Genomic DNA, 6,948 nt, shown 5'->3' on the forward strand with positions numbered 1-6,948 from the left:
CCTTATCTCTGACTTGTTACCCATGAACGCGACCGCAAAATCTGCCGCAAAATCTGCCGCAAAATCTGTTGTTGCTTGGCACCTTTGTTGCACGAGCTTGGGTTTAATCGCCTTATTTCCGACAGCCGTTCGAGCGGGTATTCCCCAAGAGCTAACCTCCCACGCCCACCAACACGCTCAATTTGAAGACTTTAAACTCTCTCCAGGCTTTCAACCCGACCCCCAAGCTGGTAGTGGCAAATCTGGTGGTCCTACCACCACCGAAGAATGCGGAGAAATCGATAATACCCCCGATCATCGATTAGATCTCGAATCGGATTTTGACTTCCTGCGGATTTGGGTCGATGCCCCCGGAGATGTAACCCTGCTCGTGGAGCAACCCAATGGCGAGCAGTTGTGTGGCGACGATGAAAATGGGGTGCTGCCGGAACTCTCCGGTGCTTACTCCGCCGGACGCTACAAAATCTGGGTTGGGGACTGGGGTAACTCCTACGACTACGATATTTTCTTCAGCCAACAACCTCAATAACCTCCGTTCGGAATCAGACTATGTCTCGTTAGGGTGGGGCGAGCGGGTGTCGGGTGTCGGGAATAGAGCGATCGCGATCGTCGGGCAGGTTCTTCGACGGTTGCTCGACTCAAAACCCCCTCAAAACTGAGAAGACAAACAAACCTCTCATCCCAAATCCGGTTCCTAGAGAACCCTGATGCTCAAAGAGGTGAATCACCCGAACTCACATTCGATCGGCGAGCGTGAATCTAACTCCTTGCAATACACCCCATGTCCCCTATATCCCCCAACTGTCCCCTAAGCCAATTTTCCTTCGGATTAAACAAAGAGCAAGTCTTTGATGTGTGGGCGAAAACCTACGATTTGCTGTTGCCCTCAGTCTTTTACCAAGCCCTACACCAGCGCCTGCTCGAGTACGTCGAACTGCCCGAAAATCCCCGCGTTCTCGATTTAGGTTGCGGTACCGGGCGCTTGCTCTCCCGCCTTGCCGAAGCGATGCCACAACTCCAAGGAACGGGTTTAGATTTTTCGACCGAGATGCTCAACCAGGCCCGACAGCGCAACCGTTACGGTTCTCGGCTGACTTACGTTAGCGGTTCTGCGGAGTCGCTACCCTTCAATGCTGGGGAATTCGATGGGGTTTTCAGTACCGTCAGCTTCCTGCATTACCCCAGACCCGAAGCGGTTTTCTCGGAAATCCAGCGGGTTTTGAAGCCGGGAGGGCGCTTTCATTGGGTTGATGCTGCCCCCTCTCGCTACGGTCCGGATTCGGTTAAAATTTCCCTAACTCCAGGAGGGGTTACCCTTTACGGTCATTCAGCCCGCGATCGTCTGGGACGAGACGCAGGACTACCGGTACTCCAGCATCAGTATCTCATCAGTTCGGTCTTGCTGACGATCTTTGTTAATGAACAATGAACAATTAACAATGGGTCAGTCAAAACGATTCTCCATCTCATATCAGATCTGGGTAATTAGCCATAATATACAAACCCCACGAGTCACTTTCTCCCACCGCGATTGCCCGCTCACATCCACCAGAATTATGGTTAGTCAACCGGATTTGAGATCGCCACGTCCGGAGCGTCTCCACCTCAATCGCAGTTAAAAACCTGCAAATAATACAAAACCCCAGAACCTCTGATAGAAATTCTGGGGTTTTCGATTTAACGATGCGGATGGCGAGACTCGAACTCGCAAGGATTGCTCCACACGCCCCTCAAGCGTGCGTGTCTACCGATTCCACCACATCCGCGTTAAGCGCGCGTCGGATCGCTGTCTTATGGTAATTTAGCATAATGGTGACCTTTGAAGCTATCAAATCTCTAAAAGTTGCAAAGTTTTAAGGTCAAAGGGGATAGCGACCGACCTGTTACTTGAGACTCTCCCCTATAAATGACGGGGGTTTTCAGTTTCCCCCAGAAAATTCCCCAGTATCCTCGTAAGAGTCCGAAAATGCCGTTTTCCAAAATTTTGATTGCCAACCGAGGAGAAATCGCCCTGCGGATTCTCCGAACGTGCGAGGAGATGGGGATTGCCACCGTTGCGGTTCACTCCACCATCGATCGGCACGCCCTGCACGTACAATTAGCCGATGAAGCGGTGTGCATTGGCGAACCCCCCAGTAGTAAAAGCTACCTGAATATTCCCAATATCATTTCGGCAGCCCTCACCCACAACGCCAACGCCATCCATCCGGGCTATGGCTTCCTTGCCGAAAACGCCCGATTTGCGGAAATGTGCGCCGATCACCAGATTGAATTTATCGGACCGACCCCCGAAGCGATGTTGAAAATGGGGGATAAATCGACGGCACGGGAAACCATGAAGCGCATTGGCGTGCCGACGGTTCCCGGCAGCGAGGGATTGATTCAAAACGAAGAAGATGCTATTCCCCTCGCCGATGAAATTGGCTACCCGGTGATGATTAAAGCCACGGCAGGGGGAGGGGGCCGGGGGATGCGGTTAGTGCATCAAGAAAGCGAACTGCCCAAACTCTTTCGATCGGCGCAAGGGGAAGCAGAAGCAGCCTTCGGCAATCCAGGGGTCTATCTGGAAAAATTTATCGATCGCCCCCGCCACATCGAGTTTCAGATTCTCGCCGACAGCTACGGCAACGCCGTCCATCTGGGGGAACGGGACTGCTCGATCCAGCGCCGCCATCAAAAATTGCTCGAAGAAGCCCCCAGCCCGGCCCTATCTCCGAAACTGCGGGAAAAAATGGGGAAAGCAGCGGTGAAGGTGGCAAAATCCATTAATTATGTTGGGGCCGGGACGGTAGAGTTTTTGCTCGATCGCACTGGGAATTTCTATTTTATGGAAATGAATACCCGGATTCAGGTCGAGCATCCCGTCACCGAAACCATCGCCGGATTGGACTTAATCGCCCACCAAATTCGGATCGCCCAAGGGGAGAAATTGCCCTTTACCCAAAATGAAGTTCAACTTCGAGGACACGCCATCGAATGCCGGATTAATGCCGAAGATCCCGATCGTAACTTTGCCCCCCACCCCGGTCGTATCAACGGCTACTTACCCCCAGGTGGGATTGGGGTGCGCATGGACTCCCACGTCTACACCGACTACGATATTCCCCCCTACTACGACTCCCTGATTGGCAAGCTCATCGTCTGGGCCCCCGACCGGGCTAGCGCGATCGCCCGAATGAAGCGAGCGTTACGGGAATTCGCCATTACCGGTGTTCCCACCACCATCGGCTTCCACCAGAAAATTTTGGAAAATCCCGACTTTCTTCGGGGTGATGTCTATACCAATTTCGTCGAGAAAATGATGGCGAATTCGTGAGGGAAGTGAATTGGGAATTGGGAATTGGGAATTGGGAAGACGCAGTGATGGAGTGATGGGGTGATGAAAGGGGGAGATTAGCAGAAACGGGAGCAAGATACTCCCACTCCGTACGGTCGACTTTTCCCAGACCTCTGCGGCCCCGGAAGCCTTCCATTCACCACAAGTTTCCGATGCTCCAAACTAATGCATCATCAGCGTTAACAAACCTTGCTGACCCAAAAGAACTTCGCGCAGCAAGCTAAAAATGCCCACCCAGATGATGGGGGAAATATCCACGCCGCCAATGGGAGGAACGAGTTTGCGGGTGGGAGCTAAAAACGGTTCGGTGGGGAAAGCGACCAAACTGAAGGGCAATCGACTCAACTCTGCCTGAGGATACCAAGTCAGGACGATGCGGAAGATGAATAGCAGGGTCATTAAGGTAAAAAATATGCCCAGAGTCCAAGTGGAAATTATTAGAGTACTCATGGTTTATGAAGCTTTGTAACTGAATTTCATCTTTATTCTAAGGGTTGGTGGGTGGAAGTTTCGTCGGATCTCTCCCATTGAATCTCCCGATCGACTTCTCAAGCGTGCAGCTCATCGTTAAAATTATCTAAAGAATCATTTAGGGATTGAAAGAAAACCAATTATGACACCCGATTTAACCAACTGTTACAGCTTGTTAGCAGCTCTTACACCTTCTTTAACGAACTTTTTCTACAGTCTGCTAGCCGGTACGGTTATTGTCGTTATCCCAGCTACAGTCGGTCTGATTTTTATCAGCCAGCAGGACAAGCTTCGGCGCTAGGAAGACTCGTTCGAGTTTGCGTGAAGTCCGGATGCGGACTTCACCGCCTAGAAACTCACCTCACATTTTTCATCCTCTTCATCTCGAACCCAAAACCCTATTTATACCCCCAGACGGATGGCTAACGCCAGATCGAAGTAACGACAATCGCCCGCATCTCCCGCCCGAACCGTAAAAGGTCGATCGGGTTCTCCGAGGTGATTCAGCACCAGTACCGCCTCGGAAAAATCTTGAGTTTGAGTGTAATTGTTGTATGTGACTATGGTTTTTAACCCAGCCTGGGCTGCTGCCTGCAAGCCGTGATGGGAATCCTCAAAAACCAAACACTCCTCAGGTGCAAGTTGCATCTGGTTGAGGACGTAATAGTAAATATCCGGTGCGGGTTTTTTCTTCGGAACGATATCTCCCGCGGCGATGACTTCAAACCAAGCTGGATCGAGGGTGCGATCGAGCAGTGCCATGGCATTAGGTAAAGCACTGGTGGTAGCGATCGCCAATCGTATGCCCCCGTTGCGGGCTTCGTCAATCAGTCGCCGCACCCCCCACCGCAACGGAATCGCCCCTCGATCGAGTAAGTTCCGGTAATGCTGAGTTTTGGCGGCGTGGAGGTTGACGATAAACGTATCTAAATCGATCGGGGGTTGAAGGGATGTTTGGAAATCGGGTCGATATCGATCGAGATAATATCGAATCCGTTCCTTCCCCCCCGACACCGCCAGCAACTCCCCATATAGCTCGCTCGACCAATTCCAGTCCAGTCCCGCTTCGGCAAAACTCCAATTGAAAGCAATGCGGTGACCATCTCGTTCCGTTTCCGCGAGGGTTCCATCTACATCAAAAATTAAAGCCCGCAGCATCACTCCCATCCGCGATAAGTTCAAGTCCCGATCGTACCTCGAGTCGGGTATTTGGGAGAGGTTTTGGAGGCTTTTTGGAAGCTTCGGAGGGTTTCGGAGGCTTCGGGTATTTCTCAGAAGCTTAGCCTGGATTATTCATTGGAGTTTAGACAAATTTAATGGCTCAAACCGTCAAACCCTTATTCCGAGACGATTTGAGAGTTGAACGAGTGAGGAGACGCTCGAAAAAATAAAACGCTTACCCTGTAAGGCTTGTAGCCGGTTCGAGCGAGATTTTGTCTAAACTCTAGTTATTCACAACGCCGCTCGTAAATGCCTGAAACCCTTAATATATAAAGGTTTTTCCGACTACTGTGCCAGTTTAGTTTTGAGGGATAACTTTCTCGAGTGTCTCCCCATCCAAATTAGTCTTTTTTTGCATCTTGACAGACTACTACCTTGATTGTGATGAGCGAGTCAATAATCGATCTCGCTTCTTCTCAATTTCTGGATCGATTCACCCCCTGCTCGCCCAAGGCAATAGAAACCTCAAATCATCCCCAAATTCCTCATCCGTTCTATCGCCACCTGTTGATGTTGGCGAAAGTGACTTCGTTCTATCTTCCCCTCCAACATCGTATTCGCCGGATAAATAGATGACTGACGATACAACTCGGCATACACCTCCACCCGTTGGCGAGAGAGGAGATTTTTCGAGCCGGGACGACGTCGATAGCGGCGCAATGCAGCCAGGTCAATTTCCCCATAGGCCGCCATACTCTCCCCGGAACCAGTTTGCGCTACAACCAATCCTCGATAATCGACAATCTTAGAACCCCCATCCACCGAAGCCTCGGGAATGGGAGTATTGGCAATTCCGGCCGTATTAGAAGACACCAGATAGACGCTATTTTCCACTGCTCGAGCAATTTTTGCCGCCTCCAGAGCCACATCCCCAGAGACTTCCGACGTGGGATGCAGGAGAATTTCCGCCCCGCGCAACGTCAGGCATCGCGCCACCTCGGGAAACAGAATTTCATCAGCCGGAAGAATCGCCAAATTGCCAATCTCGGTTTCGGCTACTGGAAACACCCCCTCAATACCATACTGTTCCAGATACGCATCCCAGACATCGTGGGGCGTTGGCGTCAAGGTGGAATTGATGCGCCGATAGCGCAAAACCATCTCCCCAGACGGATCGAACGCAAAGCAGGTTTGAAAGTACAGCCGGGGGAAATTCGGGTCGAGTTCGTAGGCATCCCCCGCCAGAAAAATATTCTGCTCTCGAGCGATCGCTCCTAATGCCTCGTAGAGGGGGTCGTCCATCGCCAAACAGGCTTTGTCGACCCATTCGGTAAAGGATTCGTGGATGGGAAACCCCGCCAGCCAATGCTCCGGTAGCAGCACCAATCGACAGTCGTCTCCAATAAAAGCTCGGGCAGCAGCCAGTTGCGGACTCAGGGATTCGATCGTCTTGCGAATCGTCGATCGCGCTTCTTCTCGGTTTCTGGCTCGATTCACCCCCTGGCATTTCAGTTGCAGAGCCAGTGCGGTAAATGTGTGTGTGACGTTGGCAGTATGGGTAGATGTTTGAGGGTAGGAAGTCTCGTCCATTGGGACCCGGTTTGACGATCGCGACTGATGCGCATTGCGAGTGAATCAAGATATTTTAGCGTTAACGAGGAGAGTTTCACCCTGATTCTATTAACTCTCGGCGATCTCAAACGTTGAGTCTGTCTTTAGCTTTGATGGTTGCGGATGTTCGGCTCAAGGTCAGTTCGGTAAATGCTTTGCATGCGATCGGTCAATTAACCGGCTTGAGTCGCCAAAGGAGCTTGCATAGGAGCTTGCATAGGAGCCGCCAAAGGCGCTTGATACAATCCCAACTTCTGCTGGAGCAACAATCCAAAGATGGGCAAATCTTCGAGCAAGTAACGCTTCCACAACCGCTGGGGTTCGCTCGCCAACCGGTAAGCCCACTCCAGACCCAACTCGCTCATCCA

8 protein-coding genes and 1 tRNA gene are annotated in these 6,948 nt (G+C 51.4%); 4 read left to right on the forward strand and 5 right to left on the reverse strand.

Features of this window, described 5'->3' with window-relative positions; all coding sequences use genetic code 11:
- Nucleotides 1-22: 22 nt before the first annotated feature.
- Both AC2215_RS20805 and AC2215_RS20810 read left to right on the forward strand, forming a co-directional pair.
- Nucleotides 23-529, forward strand: a complete 507-nt coding sequence (locus tag AC2215_RS20805; RefSeq protein ID WP_486811926.1) for a hypothetical protein — start codon at nucleotides 23-25, stop codon at nucleotides 527-529.
- A gap of 252 nt (nucleotides 530-781) precedes the next feature.
- Nucleotides 782-1,429 (forward strand): class I SAM-dependent methyltransferase, encoded by a 648-nt coding sequence (locus AC2215_RS20810; protein WP_486811927.1) that lies wholly within the window; start codon nucleotides 782-784, stop codon nucleotides 1,427-1,429.
- A 255-nt stretch (nucleotides 1,430-1,684) separates the two neighbouring features.
- On the opposite strand, the gene AC2215_RS20815 is transcribed toward AC2215_RS20810, so the two are convergent.
- A tRNA-Leu gene (locus tag AC2215_RS20815) sits at nucleotides 1,685-1,766 on the reverse strand.
- A gap of 200 nt (nucleotides 1,767-1,966) precedes the next feature.
- On the opposite strand from AC2215_RS20815, the gene accC reads away from it, so the two are divergent.
- On the forward strand, nucleotides 1,967-3,316 hold the full coding sequence (gene accC, locus AC2215_RS20820) for an acetyl-CoA carboxylase biotin carboxylase subunit (protein WP_486811928.1): 1,350 nt from the start codon (nucleotides 1,967-1,969) through the stop codon (nucleotides 3,314-3,316).
- Between the two features lie 183 nt (nucleotides 3,317-3,499).
- Here accC and AC2215_RS20825 read toward each other — a convergent pair whose 3' ends face one another.
- Nucleotides 3,500-3,787: a YggT family protein gene (locus AC2215_RS20825; protein ID WP_486811929.1), complete on the reverse strand. Its 288-nt coding sequence runs from the start codon at nucleotides 3,785-3,787 to the stop codon at nucleotides 3,500-3,502.
- Nucleotides 3,788-3,980: 193 nt separating this feature from the next.
- Between AC2215_RS20825 and psbX the strand changes: the two genes are divergently transcribed.
- Complete coding sequence (gene psbX, locus AC2215_RS20830) at nucleotides 3,981-4,109, forward strand: photosystem II reaction center protein PsbX (RefSeq protein ID WP_486811930.1); 129 nt, start codon at nucleotides 3,981-3,983, stop codon at nucleotides 4,107-4,109.
- A 101-nt stretch (nucleotides 4,110-4,210) separates the two neighbouring features.
- Here the strand turns inward: psbX and AC2215_RS20835 are convergent, their stop codons facing one another.
- The 3 genes from AC2215_RS20835 to AC2215_RS20845 all read right to left on the reverse strand — a co-directional run.
- Nucleotides 4,211-4,966, reverse strand: coding sequence for an HAD family hydrolase (locus AC2215_RS20835; protein ID WP_486811934.1), 756 nt, complete (start codon nucleotides 4,964-4,966; stop codon nucleotides 4,211-4,213).
- Between the two features lie 528 nt (nucleotides 4,967-5,494).
- On the reverse strand, nucleotides 5,495-6,559 hold the full coding sequence (locus AC2215_RS20840) for a nitrilase-related carbon-nitrogen hydrolase (RefSeq protein ID WP_486811931.1): 1,065 nt from the start codon (nucleotides 6,557-6,559) through the stop codon (nucleotides 5,495-5,497).
- A 194-nt stretch (nucleotides 6,560-6,753) separates the two neighbouring features.
- A partial coding sequence (locus AC2215_RS20845; RefSeq protein ID WP_486811932.1) for a WecB/TagA/CpsF family glycosyltransferase occupies nucleotides 6,754-6,948 on the reverse strand: 195 nt, incomplete at its 5' end.

This window comes from Zarconia sp. (assembly GCF_057467645.1).

What these genes read in the sequence shown, in the direction of transcription:
- AC2215_RS20805 (WP_486811926.1), top strand. Translation starts at nt 23, where the DNA reads ATGAACGCGACCGCAAAATCTGCCGCAAAATCTGCCGCAAAATCTGTT.
- AC2215_RS20810 (WP_486811927.1), top strand. Translation starts at nt 782, where the DNA reads ATGTCCCCTATATCCCCCAACTGTCCCCTAAGCCAATTTTCCTTCGGA.
- accC (WP_486811928.1), top strand. Translation starts at nt 1,967, where the DNA reads ATGCCGTTTTCCAAAATTTTGATTGCCAACCGAGGAGAAATCGCCCTG.
- AC2215_RS20825 (WP_486811929.1), bottom strand. Translation starts at nt 3,787, where the DNA reads ATGAGTACTCTAATAATTTCCACTTGGACTCTGGGCATATTTTTTACC.
- AC2215_RS20835 (WP_486811934.1), bottom strand. Translation starts at nt 4,966, where the DNA reads ATGCTGCGGGCTTTAATTTTTGATGTAGATGGAACCCTCGCGGAAACG.
- AC2215_RS20840 (WP_486811931.1), bottom strand. Translation starts at nt 6,559, where the DNA reads ATGGACGAGACTTCCTACCCTCAAACATCTACCCATACTGCCAACGTC.